The sequence below is a fragment of the Streptomyces sp. NPDC055099 genome, assembly GCF_053607685.1.
On record NZ_JBSGUA010000009.1, the window covers coordinates 47,556 to 65,119 of the forward strand.

Annotated in this window: 18 protein-coding genes; 7 read left to right on the forward strand and 11 right to left on the reverse strand. The window is 69.7% G+C overall.

All coding sequences use genetic code 11. The annotated features are described in order from the left end of the window. Nucleotides 1–53: 53 nt before the first annotated feature. Both ACWFRU_RS22385 and ACWFRU_RS22390 read right to left on the reverse strand, forming a co-directional pair. On the reverse strand, nucleotides 54–563 hold the full coding sequence (locus ACWFRU_RS22385) for a MarR family winged helix-turn-helix transcriptional regulator (RefSeq protein WP_363308244.1): 510 nt from the start codon (nucleotides 561–563) through the stop codon (nucleotides 54–56). A 10-nt stretch (nucleotides 564–573) separates the two neighbouring features. Then, entirely contained in the window at nucleotides 574–1,902 is a 1,329-nt protein-coding gene (locus tag ACWFRU_RS22390) for an MFS transporter (RefSeq protein ID WP_453689566.1), read from the reverse strand. Between the two features lie 72 nt (nucleotides 1,903–1,974). Here ACWFRU_RS22390 and ACWFRU_RS22395 point away from each other — a divergent pair, with 72 nt between their 5' ends. After that, entirely contained in the window at nucleotides 1,975–2,961 is a 987-nt protein-coding gene (locus ACWFRU_RS22395) for a DUF5937 family protein (RefSeq protein ID WP_453689568.1), read from the forward strand. 102 nt (nucleotides 2,962–3,063) lie between these two features. Then, nucleotides 3,064–4,095: a glycoside hydrolase family 6 protein gene (locus ACWFRU_RS22400; RefSeq protein WP_453689570.1), complete on the forward strand. Its 1,032-nt coding sequence runs from the start codon at nucleotides 3,064–3,066 to the stop codon at nucleotides 4,093–4,095. A 15-nt stretch (nucleotides 4,096–4,110) separates the two neighbouring features. Here the strand turns inward: ACWFRU_RS22400 and ACWFRU_RS22405 are convergent, their stop codons facing one another. The 7 genes from ACWFRU_RS22405 to ACWFRU_RS22435 all read right to left on the reverse strand — a co-directional run bounded on the left by ACWFRU_RS22405 (nucleotide 4,111) and on the right by ACWFRU_RS22435 (nucleotide 11,115). Further along, on the reverse strand, nucleotides 4,111–6,075 hold the full coding sequence (locus tag ACWFRU_RS22405; protein ID WP_453689572.1) for a galactose oxidase-like domain-containing protein: 1,965 nt from the start codon (nucleotides 6,073–6,075) through the stop codon (nucleotides 4,111–4,113). A gap of 3 nt (nucleotides 6,076–6,078) precedes the next feature. Continuing rightward, on the reverse strand, nucleotides 6,079–7,914 hold the full coding sequence (locus ACWFRU_RS22410) for a glycosyltransferase family 2 protein (protein ID WP_453689574.1): 1,836 nt from the start codon (nucleotides 7,912–7,914) through the stop codon (nucleotides 6,079–6,081). Nucleotides 7,915–8,312: 398 nt separating this feature from the next. Then, nucleotides 8,313–8,945: a TetR/AcrR family transcriptional regulator gene (locus ACWFRU_RS22415; RefSeq protein ID WP_453689576.1), complete on the reverse strand. Its 633-nt coding sequence runs from the start codon at nucleotides 8,943–8,945 to the stop codon at nucleotides 8,313–8,315. Next, complete coding sequence (locus tag ACWFRU_RS22420) at nucleotides 8,942–9,625, reverse strand: DUF4166 domain-containing protein (protein ID WP_453689578.1); 684 nt, start codon at nucleotides 9,623–9,625, stop codon at nucleotides 8,942–8,944. Before ACWFRU_RS22420 ends, ACWFRU_RS22415 begins: the two co-directional genes overlap by 4 nt. After that, complete coding sequence (locus ACWFRU_RS22425; protein WP_453689579.1) at nucleotides 9,625–10,311, reverse strand: hypothetical protein; 687 nt, start codon at nucleotides 10,309–10,311, stop codon at nucleotides 9,625–9,627. The genes ACWFRU_RS22420 and ACWFRU_RS22425 overlap by 1 nt, the downstream gene beginning before the upstream one ends. Nucleotides 10,312–10,480: 169 nt before the next feature. Then, nucleotides 10,481–10,774, reverse strand: coding sequence for an MTH1187 family thiamine-binding protein (locus ACWFRU_RS22430; RefSeq protein ID WP_160507269.1), 294 nt, complete (start codon nucleotides 10,772–10,774; stop codon nucleotides 10,481–10,483). Beyond that, nucleotides 10,771–11,115 carry a DUF3817 domain-containing protein gene (locus ACWFRU_RS22435; protein ID WP_453689581.1) on the reverse strand — a complete coding sequence of 115 codons (345 nt, stop codon included), beginning with the start codon at nucleotides 11,113–11,115 and terminating at the stop codon, nucleotides 10,771–10,773. The genes ACWFRU_RS22430 and ACWFRU_RS22435 overlap by 4 nt, the downstream gene beginning before the upstream one ends. Before the next feature lie 190 nt (nucleotides 11,116–11,305). Here ACWFRU_RS22435 and ACWFRU_RS22440 point away from each other — a divergent pair, with 190 nt between their 5' ends. The 4 genes from ACWFRU_RS22440 (at nucleotide 11,306) to ACWFRU_RS22455 (ending at nucleotide 14,008) form a co-directional block, all read left to right on the forward strand. Further along, nucleotides 11,306–11,944 carry an AIM24 family protein gene (locus ACWFRU_RS22440; protein WP_451206031.1) on the forward strand — a complete coding sequence of 213 codons (639 nt, stop codon included), beginning with the start codon at nucleotides 11,306–11,308 and terminating at the stop codon, nucleotides 11,942–11,944. A 1-nt stretch (nucleotide 11,945) separates the two neighbouring features. Next, nucleotides 11,946–12,596, forward strand: a complete 651-nt coding sequence (locus ACWFRU_RS22445) for an AIM24 family protein (protein WP_453689583.1) — start codon at nucleotides 11,946–11,948, stop codon at nucleotides 12,594–12,596. A gap of 8 nt (nucleotides 12,597–12,604) precedes the next feature. Then, the gene (locus ACWFRU_RS22450; protein WP_453689980.1) at nucleotides 12,605–13,411 is read left to right on the forward strand and encodes an AIM24 family protein; all 807 of its coding nucleotides are present in this window, start codon (nucleotides 12,605–12,607) and stop codon (nucleotides 13,409–13,411) included. 120 nt (nucleotides 13,412–13,531) lie between these two features. Then, entirely contained in the window at nucleotides 13,532–14,008 is a 477-nt protein-coding gene (locus tag ACWFRU_RS22455; RefSeq protein ID WP_363209318.1) for a MarR family winged helix-turn-helix transcriptional regulator, read from the forward strand. Between the two features lie 3 nt (nucleotides 14,009–14,011). Here the strand turns inward: ACWFRU_RS22455 and ACWFRU_RS22460 are convergent, their stop codons facing one another. Continuing rightward, entirely contained in the window at nucleotides 14,012–15,445 is a 1,434-nt protein-coding gene (locus ACWFRU_RS22460) for an ATP-binding protein (protein WP_453689585.1), read from the reverse strand. Beyond that, nucleotides 15,442–16,119, reverse strand: coding sequence for a response regulator transcription factor (locus ACWFRU_RS22465; protein WP_453689587.1), 678 nt, complete (start codon nucleotides 16,117–16,119; stop codon nucleotides 15,442–15,444). Before ACWFRU_RS22465 ends, ACWFRU_RS22460 begins: the two co-directional genes overlap by 4 nt. A gap of 182 nt (nucleotides 16,120–16,301) precedes the next feature. Here ACWFRU_RS22465 and ACWFRU_RS22470 point away from each other — a divergent pair, with 182 nt between their 5' ends. Beyond that, on the forward strand, nucleotides 16,302–17,549 hold the full coding sequence (locus ACWFRU_RS22470; protein ID WP_453689589.1) for an RNA-guided endonuclease InsQ/TnpB family protein: 1,248 nt from the start codon (nucleotides 16,302–16,304) through the stop codon (nucleotides 17,547–17,549). Nucleotides 17,550–17,564 lie beyond the last annotated feature (15 nt).

Here is a 17,564-nt window from a genome sequence, read left to right on the forward strand (position 1 = left end):
GGCCCGTTTTGCGCGATCTTCGGGCGGCCCCGGCACGAGCGGAACCCGGGGTTCTACTGCTCCTCGAAGTCCTCGGCGGCGACCCGCAGCGGCCGCAGCATCGCGAAGATCTCCGCGCACTCCTCGGCGTCGTACACCCCGAGCCCGAAGTCCATGGCCATCAGCTCGCGGGTGGCCGCCTCGACGACCTCGCGGCCCTTCTCCGTGATGGAGGCGAGGGTGCCGCGCCCGTCGTTCGGATTGGGGCGCTTGTCGACGAGACCGGACTTGACCAGGCGGTCGACGGTGTTGGTGACGGACGTGGGGTGGACCATGAGACGCTCGCCGATCTTGGACATCGGCAACTCACCGGCTTGCGAGAACGTGAGCAGAACCAGCGCCTCGTACCGCGCGAACGTCAGTCCGTAGGGCTTGACGACCGCGTCGACCTCGCCGAGCAGGATCTGGTGCGCCCGCATGATCGAGGTGATCGCCCCCATGGCCGGAACAGATCCCCAGCGCTGCTTCCAGAGCTCGTCGGCGCGGGCGATGGGATCGAAGGGGAGGCTGAGCGGCTTCGGCACGCCAAAGACCTTACCCGCCGGTCACATGGTGGTCAGCCCCGTCTCGCGATTCGGTCGTCTGTTCCCGTAGGTTGGCGGGTTTGCCGTCGGCGCCGCGACGCGTGGCGCGGACCTCGGCCGCCAGGGCGAGGCAGCAGACCGTGCCGAGCACGCCCGACGCCGCGACGACGGTGCTCACCGCGAAGAACTCCGCCGCGAGCCCGGCCAGCGCCATCCCGACTCCCTGGATCGTCATGAGCCCCGCCGTGTGCACGGTCATCGCCCGCCCGCGCAGCTCCTCGGGAACGGCGTCGACGAACCACCGGTCGACGCCCAGCGTGTACGCCGACCCGGAGCCGGCGAGCACCAGGGCGAGCATCGCCCACAGGAGGCCCGGCGTGACCACGTACACCGTGAGCGGCAGCAGCGTGACGGACGCGAGCGGCAGGGCGACGCGGGCCCGGGAGGTCGCGGAGAGCACGGAGCCCGCGTACAGCTCGGCGGCGATCGTGCCGACCGGCAGCGCGCACATCAGGAGTCCGACACCCGCGACGCCGACCCCGATCTGATCGGCGTAGGGAGCGGCCAGCGCCTCCGGGGCGACCATGAACATCGGCGGCACCCAGAGGAGGAGCAGCGGCCCCCTGATCCGCCGGTCGCCGAGCACCCGTCCGGCGCCGCTGAGCGAGTACTTCACCAAGGCGGAGCCGCCGCCTCCGCGCGCGGGCCTGCGCCTGGTCCCGCAGCGCAGGAGCAGCGCCGACGCGGCGAACGTACAGACGGTGATGAGGAGCGCGCCGCGCGGCGGCACGACGGTGAGCAGGACGCCGCCGAGCCCGAACCCGACGAGCACGGAACTCTGCGAGACGATCCGCAGCAGGGAGCGCCCGAGGATGAACAGGTCACCGTCTCCGAGGATGTCGGTGAGGGTGGCCATCCGCGTCCCGTTGAACACCGGCGACACCAGGGCGATGACGCACCGCAGCGCCAGCAGGGCGAAGACGGGCGTGGCGGGCAGGGCCATGAGCGCCGCGCACCCTGCGCACACCACGTCGCACAGCACGAGCACCCGGCGCGGCGGATACCGGTCGGCGATCCCGGACAGCAGCGTCCCACCCACGAGGTAGGGCAGCATCCCCAGGGCGAAGGTGAGCGCGCTGAGCAGCGGCGAGCCGGTGAGCCCGTACACCAGCACGGTGAGCGCGACCTCGCTGACGACCACGCCGAGCAGCGAGAGCGCGTGGGCGAGGAAGACGGCGCGGAACTCGCGGATGGTGAAGAGGCGGAGATATCCGGTGGGTTCGGGGGCTTCGAGTTCGGGAGCGGCGGGTTCGGGGACGGTGGGGTTCTCTGCGGACATGCCCGCACCCTGCACGCGCGCGTGCCCGTCGCCCTAGAGTTTCGGTTCCAGGCGAATCACGGGGGTGGGCGCGTGCCGAACCGGCTGCACTTCGGGCCCGACGACCTTCTGCGGTGCCGGTTCGCCGTGTCGCCGCTGTGGGAGACGCAGGAGGCCGTGCGCACCCTGAAACGGCCCGAACGGCACGGCTACCACCCGCGGTGGCTGCGGCGGATCCGCGGGGCGAGCGCCGGGCTCGACCTGGAGACCCTGTGGCTCCTGATGCCGGTGCGCGGCTACACCCCGGACTTCATCGGCCCGCCGCCCATCGGCCCCGCGGCCTCCTTCGACGAGGAGATCGCGGCCGTGCGCGCGGCCGATCCCGAGGCCGCGCGGCAGGAACTGGCGCGGGCCCTTGCCTGTACCGCGGGGGCCGCCGAGTCCCCGCGGGGGCGCGCGCTGCTCGCCGATCCCGTGCGCGCGGTACGGGAGTTGGCCGATGCCGTGGAGGCCGCCTGGCACACCCTGGTCGAGCCGGACTGGCCCAGGCTCCGCGCACTCCTGGAGGCGGACGTCGCCTTCCACTCGCGGCGGCTCGCGGAGGTCGGCCTCGGCGCGCTGGTCGCCGAACTCGACCCGCGGTTCGCCTGGGACGCGGGCACGCTGACCGTCGCCCGGCGGGGCGACCACGTGCGGCATCTGGCGGGGCAGGGCCTCGTCCTGATGCCCAGTGTCTTCGCCTGGCCCGACGTGGTGGGCGGCCACGAACCGCCCTGGCAGCCGACCCTGGTCTACCCCGCGCGCGGGCTCGCCGGGCTCTGGACCGAGCCGGGCGGGCACACCGCCGAAGCACTCGTACGGCTCCTGGGGCGGGGCAAGGCCTCGGTCCTCGCCGCGCTCGACGACCCCGCCACCACCTCGGCCCTGGCGCACCGCCTTGGGCTCGCCCCCTCGTCCGTCTCCGCGCACCTCGGGGCCCTGCGCGGCGCGGGGCTGCTGGTCTCGCGGCGGTACGGACACCAGGTGCTCTACGAACGCACTCCGCTCGGCATCGCGCTGGCGGCCGGCGGGGGCGTCTGACGTCCGCTCCGGTGCCGTCATCACCCGTCCCGGTGTCGTAACCAGGGGCGATTGGACCGTTATGTAACGATTGCCCGGTCACCGTCGCCCATAGGGGGCTGGATGTACCGGCTGCTCCGCACGTTCACCGCACTCACGGCCCTCACGGCCCTCGGGCTCACGGCAGGGTGCTCCTCCGAATCCGGCACGAAGGGCGAGGAGCGGACGGCCACCGAGGCCGGCGCCTCCCCCGCGGCCACCCAGAAGGCCGCACAGAGCACCTTCTGGGTCGACCCGCAGAGCCCCGCCGCCCGGCAGGTCAGGCAGTGGGAGCAGGAGGGCCGCACCCAGGACGCCGCCGCGCTCAAGCGGATCTCCGAGCAGCCCATGGCCGTGTGGCCCGCGGGCGACGACCCGGCCCCGGACATCAAGGCGGCCGTCGACGGCGCCGCGCAAGAGGACCGCACCACCGTGCTCGTCGCGTACAACATCCCGCACCGCGACTGCGGCCAGCACTCCGCGGGCGGCGCGCAGAGCCCGGAGTTCTACGGGCAGTGGATCGACGAGTTCGCGGGGGCCATCGGCGACCGGCCGGCCGTCGTCATCCTGGAGCCGGACGCGATCCCGCACATCGTGGACGGCTGCACCCCCGCCGAGTACCACGCCGAGCGCTACCAACTGCTCTCCGATGCCATCCAGCGGCTCAAGCAGCAGCCGCGGGTGAAGGTCTACCTGGACGCGGGCAACCCGGGCTGGATCTCCCAGGCGGCCAAGCTCGCCGAGCCGCTCCAGCAGGCGGGGATCGCGCAGGCGGACGGCTTCTCGCTGAACGTGTCGAACTTCCAGGACGACGAGACCATCAAGGCGTACGGCCGCGGTCTCTCGGGGATCGTCGGCGGCAAGCACTTCGTGATGGACACCAGCCGCAACGGCAAGGGTCCGCTCGCCGGCGACCGCGAGGACGCCTGGTGCAACCCGCCGGGGCGCGGGCTCGGCACCCCGCCCACGGACAAGACCGGTGACGCGCTGCTCGACGCGGTCCTGTGGATCAAGCGGCCCGGCGACTCGGACGGACCGTGCCGGGGCGGCCCGGCGGCGGGCCAGTGGTGGCCCGACTACGCGCTCGGTCTCGCGCGCAACGCCAAGGCCACCTGACCGCGGCCCACGCGGCTACTTCCCGCTCACATGGATCCACTTCGCCTCTGACGACGTGCCGTCCTGGTCCGTCACGAAGAGCATGTACCAGCCCGGCGGCACCAGCGCGGTGTCGTTCCTGGGCACCTCCACCGTCACCTCGCCCTTGCCCTTGGTGAGGCCGAGGGCGATCGAGCGCTGCTCGACGTCCGTCGTGTGCGTCACCGCGCTGGGGCGCATCAGCCTGGCCGCGGCGATCTTCCCGGGGCTCTTCGTGCGGAACGTCGCGCGGCCGTCCGCCGCCAGTTCCTCCGGGCCCTCGCCGAGGACCGGGCGGTTGTCGCCCGCCTTGTGCAGCGCGGGCGGCGTGAAGACCTCCATGCGCTGCTCGAAGTGGCCGAGCTTGGTGTTCTGCTGGTTGTCGTAGAGCGGGTCGGAGCCGAAGGTGACGACCCGTCCGTCGGGCAGGAGCAGCGCCTCGGAGTGGTAGTTGCGGCCCACCTTGGGGGACGCGGCCTCGCGGAAGCTGTTCGTTTTGGGGTCGTAGAACTGCGCCTTGAGGATGTTGCTCGCCCCGCGCCCCCGGTAGTCCTTGGAGCCGTTGGCCGTGAAGACCGAGTCGTCCGGCAGGATCACGCTGTTCAAGTAGCGCGTGCCCTGCGGGAGTTCGGGGCCCGTCCGGAAGGAGGGGCGCTTCTCCTTGAGGTCCACCACGGCCGTGCGCCGGGTCGCCTTGTCGGACTCGCCGACGCCTCCGCCGCCCAGGATCATCACCTTCTGGTCCTGCGCCGGGGGCAGCAGGAGGGACGCGGACGTCTCGGTCTGGTCGAGGTCGACGAGGCCGGGGATCTTCTCGAACTTGTTGGTCTTCAGGTCCCAGAGGCCCGGGTCACGGCCCTTGTCGGCGGGGCCGTAGCCCGCGTTCGACGCCGGGTAGAAGAGCTTGCCTCCCTTGGTGAGGAAGAGCGCCGGGTAGGTCGGGAAGTAGCGCTTGGGGCCGTTGGTCCACTTCTTCGTCTTCGGGTCGTAGATCTCGTTGTCGCCCGGGTCGATCTGGCCCACGTCGTCGAGGCCGGAGACCGCGAGCACCTTGCCGTCGTCGAGACCGACGAGCGTGGGGTACCAGCGGGCCTTCTCCATCGGCTCCACCGGGACGTACTTCTCGGCCTTCGGGTCGAACTCGTAGGCCGCCTTGATCCCCTGGAAGTCCTGCTTGTCCATGGTGATCTTCTCGGCGATCCCGTACGCGTTGTCGGCCTCCTTGCCGGTGAGGCCCTCGATCTCGTACTGCGCCGCCTTCTGCGTGGCGAACTCCTCGCCCTCCCTGGCCGCCTCGACGAAGACGCGCGCCTCGCTGGCCTTGACCGTCGTCTTCCAGGGCTTCATCACACCGGACTTGGTGTACGTGATCTCGTAGTCCCGCTTGGCCTTGGGGACCTTGACGTCGAACTTGCTCACGTACTCGACGCCCGACGGCGAGCGGAAACGGGTGCCCTTCTTGAGGACGATGGGCTTGTCGGGGTTCTCGTTCTTGACGCGCATGCCGCCGCCGGCCCGGTTGATCTCGCCGTCGAGGAGTTCGTAGCGCGCCGTGCCGCCCGCCACCAGGAGGCGGCCGTCCGGGAGTTGGGCGTGGCCCGCGCAGAAGAAGTCCTCCGGGGTCCTGACCTTCTTGAAGGTGTCGTTCCTCGGGTCCCAGAGGATCGTGTCGAAGGCGCCCTTGTCGAACTTCTTCTGCTCGTTCCCGGAGCCCGCGACGATCAGGACCTTGCCGGTGTGCAGGAGCGCGGCGTGGATGGCGTTGGTGCGGAACTCCTCGGGGATGCCGATCTGCTTCCAGGAGCCGTACTTGGCCTTGTAGCCGGGCTGGGCGATCTTGTACTCGTAGTACTGCTTCTCGGCGAACGAGAGCGCCGCCGGTGCGTTGAGCCCGACGAGCAGCGCGCCCGCCCCGACACCCAGGAGTGTCTTCTTCGTCCGCTGAGAGGGCCGGTATGCCATGGGTCAGTTCCCTCCTGTCGTGGTACCGGTGGCGAACGCCGGCTCCGGCTCGCCGTCCGCGGCCGCGGTGGCGATGCCTTCCGCGTCCTGCCTGCCGCGCTGCCGCGCCCGCGCGCGGGCCTCCTTGCGCCCCTCGTTCGCCCTGCGCTCCTTGAGCAGCGTGAAGCCCCAGATCGTGACGGGGGCCAGCGAGATGACCAGGGCCAGGACGGCCCAGGTGCGCATCGCCGCGTGGGTGTGGCCGAGCACGAAGGAGGCGACCAGTGAGCTGGTGAGCACCGCCGCCCAGAAGAGGTGGATGCGGAAGGTGAGCAGCCGGTCGGGGCTCGCGTCGCCGCCCTTGGGGGTGACCACGAAGCGGCTGGGGCGGCGCACGACGGCGGCGCCGAGCGACTTGGCGTAGATGGGGGCGGAGAGCGCCGACATCCCCATTCCGGCGAGTCCTCCGGAGCCGGCCGGTTCGTGCGGGGAGACGTTGTGGCGTCGGTTCCACAGATAGAGCCCCACCTGGAGGGCGGCCGCGTCGCTGTAGAGCATCAGCCAGACGGAGGCGGCGACCTGCGTCCCGGACGCGCCGAACCAGAGGAAGAGGACGCAGCTCAGCACGCCGAGCAGCCAGTTGACCGCCGTCATGGGGTAGTAGACGAGCATCATCGTGTACGAGAAGAGGCGGCCGGGCGGCATCGTGAACGGTGCCTTCCAGTACTGCTTGAACAGCGTCTCGTACGTCCCGCGCGACCAGCGCATCTGCTGGGTGAAGAAGTCCGTCCAGGAGGCGGGCCCCTCGCCGACGGCGAGCACGTCCGGGGTGTAGACCGACCGCCAGTGCCGCTTGGTGAGCGGGTTCTTGTGCCGGTGCAGCTCGAAGCCGGTGGCCATGTCCTCGGTGATGGAGTCGTACAGGCCGCCGACCTGGCGCAGCGCCTGGATGCGTACGACGTTGTTGGTGCCGACGAACATGGGCGCGCGGTAGCGGTTGCCGGCGCGCTGGATCAGGGCGTGGAAGAGGAACTGCTGGGATTCGGCGGCCTTGGTGACGGGCGAGTCGTAGTTCCCGTACACCTGGGGTCCGACGACGAACGCGACGTCCTCGTCCCGGAAGTAGCCCATCATCCGTTCCAGGAAGTTGGGGAGCGGCACGTGGTCGGTGTCCACGGAGGCGAAGAAGTCGTAGTCGCCGCCGTGCATCGCGAGCCAGGCGTTGTAGTTGCCGTGCTTGGTGCGGGCCTTGTGGACGCCCTTCGCGCGGTTCCACTCGGGCACGCCCTTACGGGTGAAGTGACGTACGTCGAGTTCGGCGCACAGGGCCTTGGCGTCCTCGTCGTCACCCTCGTCCAGGAGCCACACGTCGAGAGGGCCGGTGTGGTGTATGCCCTTCGCGCCCTCAAGGGTGGCGCGGACCATGCCGAGGGGTTCCTTGCCCGGGACGTACGTCGTGAGGAACGCGACGCGGGTGCCGGGTTCGGGGGTGACCGGGACCGGGTCCCTCGCCACCAGGGTCGCGTGGGCGATGGACACGACGTTGACGAGCATGAAGAGCTCGATCAGGCCGATGGCCACGAGCATCGTGATGTCGAGCCCGATGAGCCAGCTGTCGGCGCCCTCGCGTTCCGTCCAGTGACTCGGCCACACGAGGTAGACGAGGAGGAGGCCGGTGAGGACGGGGGCGAGCGTCATCAGGAGGACGGCTCGTATTCGGTGGGGCTCGCTGGAGAGAAGCTTGTTGTACCGCACCCGATAGCGACCCCCTTCGCCGCTGCCGCTGCCTTCGCCGTCCGGCTCCGTGAGCGGTCCGGCGAGTGTGCTGTGGGTGTCGTAGTCGTAGCCCTCCGGCCGCACAGCGCCCTCCAGGTCGTGGGTGATCTGGCTCTGGCAGGTTCAGGTGCGAACGAGCCGATAACCACACAAAAGTGGAGTTTCCCCGGCGTGTCGAACCGGACGCGTCCGTGCGAGCGGTCTTACGGTGAGCGGTTCGGCCGGGGTTGCGGGCCGAAAGACCTTGGGGCAGGGGCCGAACGGGGTTGCTCCGTCCGAGCACCGACCGGGCCTCGCGACTGGGCGTCCGAACGCGCACGTGTTCCCCACCCACCCGATCACGCACGCCCACCCACCCCGGACACCCGGGGCAATCGGGCGGGTGGGCGGGAAAGGCTCGTTCGGCCAGAGGTAACTGCGGGGCAATCGGGCGGGTGGGTGGGAAAGGTCCCTTGGAAGCCCGCCACCGCAGGGGGCTCAGCTCAGGACCGCGAAACCCGCCGTAGGCGACTCCGCATGGCCCGCTGAGCAATCGGCCCCAACTCCTCTACAGCCGTCACCAGGACGGACAACTGCTCCAGAGCGTCCAGCGCCCTTTCCGCCCCCGCCGCGTCCACCCCCTCGTACAGCTCTATCCCCACGAAGGACGCGGCCACCGCCCGCGCGAGACCCACGGGGTCAGCGAACTCCCCCAGCGGCGTCGCCGAGAGGACCCGGACCAGGACCTTCTCGATCTCCTCGATCCAGAGGGCGAGACCCGCCGCCGTCGCGGGGGCGAGGCGAGGCTGCGTCTGGGCCCCCGCCAGAAGCTGGCCGAGGACCGCGACATGCCCCGCGGCCCTCTCCTCCTCGTGCATCTCACGGCCGAATTCGAGGAGTTCGGCCAGCGAGGACACCGCGTCGAGCCGCTCCCGGTAACGCGAGACCCGCTGCTCCGACCCATGGCGGCAGGCCGCGGCCAACAGCTCGTCGACGGACCCGAAGTGGTAGAAGACCAGCGCCTGATTGACCCCGGCGGCAGCCGCGATCGTCCGCGCGGACGTCTTCGCGATGCCCTGCTCCGTCAACGTGCGCAGCGCCCCGTCGAGGAGCTTCTCCTTCGTGTCGGCGCTCACGCCCTCGCCTCCTCGCGCAGGGGCCGCAACCCCGGCCGCACACCGCAGCTGCGGACATCCGCGTACGCCGCCGTGAAGGAACCCTCGTACCCGAAGAGCGGCCCGAAGTGCCGGTTCACCACCCTGACCTGGATACGGAAGCGCCCCGTGGAGTCGTCGTAGGACTCCCGCACCTCCGCGTCACCGCCGATCAGTCCCGGGACGCGGACATCCACCGGACCCTCCCGGAAGCGGTGCTCCCCGGAGCGGATCAACAGGGAGCCGTCCGGCTCGGCCCGGAGGTGGAGGTCGCTCGCGAGGTGCTGATGAGTGCCCAGGTAGTCGAGAATCCGGTCGCCTTTGGGGCCGAGGACCATCTGGGCGTCGAAGCGGCGGGAGCGTCCTGGCAGATCGAAGGTGCGCACGAAGCTCACCGTCTCACGGCCGAAGGTGTCGACGTACGGCACGTTCTCGATGGTGAAGGGCACGTGGCGGCCCGCGCGGGGGACGAGGATGTTGCGCGTGCCGCCGAGGGCCAGGAACGGCTTCACGAAGCCTCCGCCGTGCCAGATGCGGTCCATCACGCCCCGCCCCGTGCACGCCTCGCCGCTCGCCAGGCCCACGGAGAAGCGGCGTCGCAACTGCGGGTGCAGCCGGTCGAAGTCGGCGCCCATCACCGTACGGAAGATCGATGCCGGCATCACTTCTCCTGGAGGGTCGCGAGAACACGCGGGGCACGCGTGCGTGGCGGTGGAACACGGAGGCAGCGGCGCGCCGCAGGTGTCGTCGGCAGGGGCGGCAGGACGAAGGCGAGCGCGAGGACCGCGGGCGCCACCATCGGCGCGGCGACGGCGGCCGTGGCCACGCACCCGACGCGCACCCCCACCTCGGCCAGTGCGTGCAGCAGTTGGCGCTCGGGGGTGATCCCGCGCTCCAGCCAGAGCCGGAGCCGGTCGAAGGACCAGGCCGTGGCCCAGCCCATCAGGGGGCGGAAGACGGCCCGGTCGGCGAGCGCGCCGAAGCGGCCCCAGCGCGGCCGGTAGTCGTAGCCGGTGAGGAAGCGGATGCCGCCGTCGGGGACGGGGACGTAACGCCAGTAGCCCGAGCCCTCCCGGAGGAGCGACAGCGGGTGCGGTGAGGCGAAGCGCAGGGCGGATGTCCTGGTGCCGTCCGCCCTGCGCTTCTCACCCGCGGAGATCCCGGTGCCCGCGACGGTCAGGAAGGGCAGTACGCGCGTGCCGTACCGGAAGCGCCGCGGCTCGCCCGGGGCCTGCGGCAGGTAGTCGATCTCGGTGAAGCGGAGGTCCCAGCGCTGGTGCTGGGACGGCTCCTGGGTGCGCGCCCAGAGTTCGTCGAGGTCGGCGTCTATGTGTGCTTCGACGTACAAGCTCGACGGTCTCACGGAGTTCCCCCAGGTCAGTGCGTTTTTGAGCAACCGCTCAAGACTGCTCGAGATGACCATAGGGATTTTTGAGCGGTCGCTCAAGTCCGCGGACAAAGAGAAGCCCTCGCCGACCGGCGGCGAGGGCTTCTCTTACGACACTGGGGGCAGGCGACTACGCGGAGAGGTGTCGCTCCACCGTCTCGACCTTCGACGTCATCCCGTCCGTCACCCCGGGACGGATGTCCGCCTTCATGACGACGGAGACACGCGGCGCCCGCGCCTCGACCGCCGCGACGGCGCGCTTGACGACGTCCATCACCTCGTCCCACTCACCTTCGACCGAGGTGAACATCGCGTCGGTCCGGTTGGGCAGACCGGACTCGCGTACGACGCGGACCGCGTCGGCGACGTACTCGCCCACGTCCTCGCCGACGCCCAGCGGGGTCACGGAGAAGGCGACGATCATGCGCTCACGACGCCTTCGCGGCGGGCGCGCGACGCGATCACGGCGGCCTCGGCCTCACGCTTGAGCCTGCGCTCGGCGAAGAAGCCGCCGGCCGGCAGCACGGAGAGGACGAAGTAGAGGGCGGCCGTCTTCAGGTCCCACTTCGTGCGGTTCCAGGCGTCGAGCCAGAACAGCACGTACAGCACGAAGAGCAGGCCGTGGACCATGCCCATCACCGGCACGGCGTTGAACTCCGTGGTCCGCTTCAGCACCGAGCAGACGATCAGCAGCAGGAAGGAGACGGCCTCGGGGGCCGAGACCAGACGGAGGCGGCGGAGTGCGGAAGCGGTCTTGATGTCCACGGATCACCTTCGGTGTGAGGCGGGAGCGAGGGGCGGGGCCGCTCGACGGCATCGATCCGGCGATCTGGCGACCGGCGATCTTGTGAATGCGCGCACAAGCGACCCCCATTGTGACATCGGGGTGTTCTCCGGGTTCCGTCAGGGGCCGTTGCCCTGTTCCGACCCCATATCCGACGGCTACCGTCGATACGTGGCAACGTTCCGATTGCAGGGCAGCAGGGTGCTCGCCGTGGACATGACCGGCGACGCCGTCAAGGCGAAGAACGGCTCGATGGTCGCGTACGACGGCCAGATGGCCTTCAAGAAGATGACCGGGGGTGGCGAGGGCATCCGCGGCATGGTGACCCGTCGCGTCACCGGCGAGCAGATGACGGTGATGGAGGTGAAGGGGCACGGCACGTGCTGGTTCGCCGACCGCGCCACGGAGATCAACCTCGTGCAGCTGCGCGGCGAGAAGCTCTTCGTCGAGGCCGGCAATCTCCTGTGCACGGACGGGGGCCTGCGCACCGGCACCCAGTTCACCGGCGTCCGCGGCGCCTCCCAGGGCAACGGCCTGTTCACCACCACCGTCGAGGGCTCGGGCCAGGCGGCGATCATGTCCGACGGACCCGCGGTGGTGCTGCGCGTGAGCCGGCAGTTTCCCCTGACGGTCGACCCGGGAGCGTATGTCGCGCATCAAGGAGACCTCCGCCAGAACCTCCAGTCGGGCGTCACTTTCCGTACGTTGCTGGGCGAGGGCGGCGGCGAGGCCTTCCAGATCCGCTTCGAGGGCGAGGGGCTCGTCTATGTCCAGCCCAGCGAGCGGACGACGATCGCGGGGGACGTCTGACATGCCCTTCAGGGAGATCAACTCGAAGATGGTCGAGGCGACCGTCCTGCCGGGCCAGCGGCTGTTCAGCCAGCGCGGCGCGATGCTCGCCTACAAGGGAGATGTGGCCTTCACCCCCAACATCCAGGGCGGCCAGGGCGGCCTGGCCTCCATGATCGGGCGCCGGGTCGCCAACGAAGCGACGCCCCTGATGACCGTGGAGGGCAACGGCACGGTCCTCTTCGGGCACGGCGGCCACCACATCCAGGTGATCACCCTCTCCGGAGACACCCTGTACGTGGAGGCGGACCGGCTGCTCGCCTTCGACGGGACGCTCCAGCAGGGCACGATGTTCATGGGCTCGCAGGGCGGCGTCATGGGCATGGTCCGCGGCCAGGTCACCGGACAGGGCCTCTTCACGACCACGCTCAAGGGACAGGGCGCGGTCGCCGTCATGGCGCACGGCGGTGTCATCGAGGTCCCGATCACCCCGCAGCGCCCGGTCCATGTCGACCCCCAGGCGTATGTGGCCCACCACGGGGACGTGCGCAACAAACTCTCCACGGCGCTCGGCTGGCGCGACATGGTGGGCCGGGGCTCGGGCGAGGCGTTCCAACTGGAGCTGTCAGGGAGCGGTGCGGTGTACGTCCAGGCGTCGGAGGAGAAGCTGTGAACCCCTCAATGCCCGCGGGAGCGCCCGCGCCCCTCGACCCGATGACGCTCCCGAGCGACGACAACGTGAACGCGTACACCTTCTGCGTGGAGCTCAAGGGGAGCCAGTGGTTCCTGCAGAAGGGCAAGATGATCGCGTACTACGGGTCGATCGAGTTCAACGGCATCGGTCACGGCCGCCTGGACCGTCTGGTGCGCACGAGTTTTCATTCGCCCCTGCACGCGAGCGACTGGGTGGTGGCCGACGGCCAGGGCAAGATGCTCCTCGCCGACCGGGCCTTCGACGTGAATTCGTACGACCTCGAAGACGGCAACCTGACCATTCGCTCGGGCAACCTCCTCGCTTTTCAGCCAACTCTCGCGCTGAAGCAATCGATCGTTCCGGGCTTTCTGACCCTGATCGGAACCGGAAAGTTCGTGGCCGCGTCGAACGGCCCGGTGGTCTTCATGGAGCCGCCGATCCGGGTGGATCCGCAGGCCCTCGTGGGCTGGGCGGACTGCCCTTCGCCCTGCCATCACTACGACCACGGATATCTGACCGGGGTCATCGGGGGCGTGCGGGCACTGACCGGGATCGGCGGGACCTCAGGCGAGGAGCACCAGTTCGAGTTCGTGGGAGCGGGCGCGGTGCTTCTGCAGTCCTCGGAGGCCCTCATGGCCGAGCACGCGACGGGCGCGGTGCCGCAGCAGGCGGGCGTTCCGGGCGGTCACGGTGTGCCGGGGCAGCACGGCCAACAGGGCCGGGGCGGCCAACAGCCGGGACAACCGCGCCTTCCCGGACAACTGGGGGACCTCCAGCGTCGCTTCGGCCTGTGAGCGGTAGTCTGCGGAGTGTGACGGGCGAACGCCTGTGCCCCTCTGACAACTGGGGGTCAGAGGCGCGTGTCACACACCGACATTCGTTCACCTTTCAACTTCTTAGGTAGAATCGATTCCATGGAGACCGATACGGCCCCGCAGTGGCTGACCAACGAGGAACAGTGCGCCTGGCGCACCCACGTAGAGGTCAACAGGATGCTGACCTATCAGCTCGAGAAGGACCTCCAGCCGTTCAACCTGACCATGAACGACTACGACATCCTCGTCCATCTCTCCGAGTCCGAAGAGAAGCGGATGCGGATGAGCGATCTCGCGGCCGCCACACTGCAGTCCAAGAGCCGCCTGTCCCATCAGATCACCCGCATGGAGAACGCGGGCCTGGTCCGCCGGGAGAACTGCGAGTCCGACCGGCGCGGGCTCTACACCGTCCTCACGGACGAGGGCATGGAGACCATGCAGCGGGTCGCCCCGCACCACGTGGACTCGGTCCGCAAGCACTTCGTCGACCTGATCTCACCCGAGGCGCTCGGCGAACTCCACAAGGCCCTGACCCCGATCGCGGAACACCTCCGCGCCCAGCGGGGCAAGCCCTGACCCTCACCGGATGGCGGCAGGGACCCTGAGCTCGAAGAGCGCTCCCCCACCGGGAGCCTCCTTGACCGTGAGGGTCCCGCCGTGCCGCGCGGCGACGTCGCGCGCGATGGCAAGGCCCAGACCCGCCCCGCCGTCATCCCTGGTGCGGGCGTCGTCGAGGCGGACGAAGCGCTCGAAGATCCGGTCGCGTTCGCCTTCCGGCACGCCGTCTCCGTCGTCGGAGACCTCAAGGACCGCCCAGGTGCCCTCGGCGCGGGTGGTGACCGTGACGTGCGAGCGCGCGTGGCGCTGCGCGTTGTTCACCAGGTTGTTGAGCACGCGCGCCAACTGGTTCCGGGAGCCGGTGACGTCGACGTTCTTGAGATCCATGCGGACGTCGACGCGGTCCCGCGTGCGCTGCGAGAGCTCCTCGCGGGCGAGGGCCGCCAGGTCCACCTGCCCGCCGCCCGGCTTCTCCCCCGCGTCGAGGCGGGCCAAGAGAAGCAGGTCGGCGGCCAGTTCCTGAAGTCGTACGGTGTCCTCGACCGCACCGTCCACATCGAGCAACTCCGGGTGGGCGGCGCCCACTTCGAGCTGTGTCCGCAAGGAGGCGATGGGGCTGCGCAACTCGTGCGAGGCGTCGGCCACGAAGCGGCGCTGACGTTCCACCGAGGTCTGCAGCGCGGCGAGCGTCTCGTTCGTGGTCGTGGCCAGACGGGCGATCTCGTCGTGCGTGTCCGGCTCGGGCACGCGGCGCGCGAGGTCCTCCGACGCGGTGATCGCCGCCATCTCGGAGGTGATCGCGTCCACCGGACGCAGGGCACGACGCGTCACCAGCCAGGTCACCAGCGCGATGACGGCCAGGAGCAGCGGGAAACCGATGAGCATGGACGTCAACGCCGTGGACACCGCGCTCTCCCGGGCCGCGAGCGAGGCACCCGCGTGGACGGTCAGCTCGCCCTTCGTCTCGCTGTTCACCTCGACCGCGGCGAAGCGGTAGTCCTGCGTCTCGCCGTCGATGGTGGCGGAGCCGGAGGTGAGGCGCGGTTCATCGTCGGAGACCTCCCCGAGTTCGGGGGCCTCACCCTGGCTCGTGTCGTCGTCATCGTCGTCGCCCTTGGGAGGCGTGGCGGCCGACCGGGGCTTGACCGCGGTCACGCCCGTACCGCTGATGCGCTGAAGGTCCTCGGTGGCGGCGACCAGCCTCCCGTCGCCGTCGACGACCTGGACCGGATGGTCCTCGTCGTCCAGGTCCAGGCTGTCGTACGGCTCGTTCGCGGCGAGCCGCGAGGCCACCCCGCGGGCCGCCGACTCGGCCTGGCCACCGGCCTGGTCGGTCAGGTTCGCGCGCAGCGCGAGCAGGACAGCGGCGCCGGCGGCGACCAGCGCGACGGCCACCACGAGGCTGGCGCCGATCGTGGCGCGAGCCCGTACGGAACTGAAGAAGCGCTTGGTCATCGGGGGGCCTCCAGGCGGTATCCGGCGCCGCGCACCGTCTTGATCAGCCGCGCGCCGAGCTTGCGCCGCAGCGCGCTGATGTAGACCTCGACGATGTTGGGGTCCCCCTCGTAGGCGAAGTCCCAGACGTGCTCCAGGATGTCGCCCTTGGAGACCACCTCGCCCACCCGCAGCACGAGCTGTTCGAGGACCGCGAACTCCTTGGCGGTGAGCGTCACTTCGTCGTCCCCCTCGCCGCCACCGCGAAAGACGCGGCGCGCTGCGGTGTCGACCCTGAGGTCGCCGATGGAGTGGACGGGGGACGGCCCCCCGTTGCCACGGCGGCGCAGAAGCGCCTTCACACGGGCGACGAGCACGACGTACGAGAAAGGCTTGGTGAGGTAGTCGTCGGCGCCCGTGTCGAGCCCTTCGGCCTCGTCGTACTCCCCGTCCTTCGCGGTGAGCATCAGGATCGGTACGTCGTGTCCCGCGGCGCGCAGGGTCGAGCAGACGCGGTAGCCGTTCATGCCGGGCAGCATGATGTCGAGGATCACCAGGTCGTACGTGCCCTCGCTCGCCCGGTGCAGCCCGTCGATGCCGTCGTGCACGACGTCCACGGCGTAGCCCTCGGCCGTCAGGCCCTTGGCCAGGGACAGCGCGAGGCGCTTTTCGTCTTCCACGATCAACAGGCGCATGCGTTCAGGGTGGCAGAAGCAACCTGAAGAGTTCTTCAGCAGAACCGCCAGGAGGGCGAGCACCCACAGGCCAGCCCGGCCGAGTCGGGAGATATCGAACGCATGGGCGGCTGATCACTGGATCGGGTACGCCTGTACGGAGGTCGTCTGTTTGTGTGGGCGGCTATGTAGGTTCGTGTGTTGTGAAGCTGGTCGCGCAGGTCAAGTTGTTGCCGACGCCCGAGCAGGCGGCGGCACTTGAGGCGACCCTGCATGCCTGCAACGAGGCCGCCACGTGGGCGTCCGATGTGGCGTTCGCCAAGGACATGAAGCGGAACTTCGCGCTGCGCGAACACACCTACGGAGAGATCAAGCAACGATGGGGCCTGGGGGCACAGGCTGCTCAGCACGTCATCAAGAAGACCTGTGACGCGTACGCGACGCTGAAGGCGAATCTGAAGGCTGGGAATCTGGGCAAGCCACGGTCCCGGCGCTACCGGCAGGCCTCCGAGAAGCCGATCGCCTTCCGCCCTCAGGGTGCTCAACCGTATGACGACCGGATGCTGTCCTGGCAGATCCCGGACCATACGGTGTCGATCTGGGCCCTGGCCGGCCGGCTCAAGGGCGTGGCATTCACCGCGTCCCCCGAGCAGCTGGCCCGCCTGGCCCTGTTCCGCAAGGGCGAGTCCGACCTCATTGTGAGAGACGGCATGTGGTTTCTGAATGCCACCTGCGAGGTCCCCGAGGCCGAGCCGAACACTGCCCCTGACAGCTTTCTCGGTATCGATCTGGGGGTTGTGAACATCGCGACCACCTCGGACGGCAAGATCATGGCCGGCCGAGCCCTGAACCGAGGACGGCTGCGCGAACGCGGCCTCCGCACCAAGCTGCAGAAGAAGAACACCCCGTCTGCCAAGCGCCGGTTGAAGAAACGCAGGCGCAAGGAAGCGCGACGGGCCAAGGACATCAACCACAAGATCGCGAAACATGTGGTGGTCGAGGCAGAACGCACCGGTCGCGGAATCGCCCTGGAGGACCTGGGCGGCATTCGTGAACGGGTACGGCTTCGCAAGCCCCAACGGGCCACCCACTCGAGCTGGAGCTTCGCCCAGCTTGGAGCGTTCATCGCATACAAGGCCCGCAAAGCGGGGGTACCGGTGGTGCACGTCGACCCGGCGTACACCTCGCGGACCTGCGCCGAATGCGGCCACGTAGACAAAGCGAACCGGGTGTCGCAAGCCTGGTTCGCGTGCCGGTCCTGCGGATTCGTTGATCACGCAGACCGGAACAGCTCCCGCAACATCCGTGCTCGCGCGGAAGAGTTGTGGCGACGCGGGGCGCAGTCAACCGCCCCAGACCCACCCCCGAACCCGGGCGTGGGACAAGACGCAAGCGCAGCACCACACCCAGTGGCGCCCGCTGTGCAAGCCCGTTGCTTTAGCGATGGGTAGTTGACGCTGGCTTCA